The sequence below is a fragment of the Thermodesulfobacteriota bacterium genome (genome assembly GCA_026415035.1).
Taxonomy (GTDB): Bacteria; Desulfobacterota; BSN033; order BSN033; family UBA1163; genus RBG-16-49-23.
Genome location: JAOAHX010000058.1, coordinates 1 through 655, shown reverse-complemented (window position 1 = coordinate 655; position 655 = coordinate 1). Strand labels below are relative to the sequence as shown.

The window sequence follows — 655 nt, the reverse complement described above, 5'->3', positions numbered from 1 at the left end:
TTCTTTTGGGTTAAGACATCGGCGCCAGGGGGAGGGGGGGAGTGATAAGCCTTGGTTTAGAAGATGTCGAAAGCCTTTTGTCCCTTGTGATGAGAGGGAGGCTCAAAGAATTATTCAAGAGATCCTTCACAAAATGGGGCAACCTCCTTTAGAATTGCTTTGCCAACTCTTAGACAACCCAAAAGGAGGTGCCCCGTGATAGATCCTTCCTTCTCCATCAACTATAGAGAACTTTACCAACAATCTCCCTTATTTGCAAGAAAAAAGTTGATCGGGGTCTATCAAGAGACCAGGAACAAATCCTTCACGGCCAGGATCTTTAAGACTCATCTCTCAGTGGTAAGAAAGATCATTCGAAGGTTCGAGAGGGAGGGGGAAGAAGGGCTCAGGGATCGATCCAGAAGACCGAAACACTCTCCTCGTAAAACTCCCATCCACATTGAAGCAATCATCCTCGCCGAGAGAAAGAAGACGGGTTATGGTCGAGACCGAATCGCAAGAAACCTCACAGCCCGAGGTATCCCTGTCAAACCCTCCACCGTAAGGTATGTGTTGAGGAGATACCAGGTCTCGGCCAAATATAAGCGGAGCCGATATCGGAAGAAACAGAGATTTTATGACTTTGAAGAGCTTTACCCCCTGCAACACTTCGAAG

At 47.5% G+C, this 655-nt stretch carries 1 protein-coding gene; it reads left to right on the top strand.

The genetic code is table 11. From position 1 onward, the window contains the following. Positions 1–195 precede the first annotated feature (195 nt). Positions 196–655, top strand: a 460-nt coding sequence (locus tag N3G78_14850) for a helix-turn-helix domain-containing protein (protein MCX8119194.1), incomplete at its 3' end; no start/stop codon positions are given.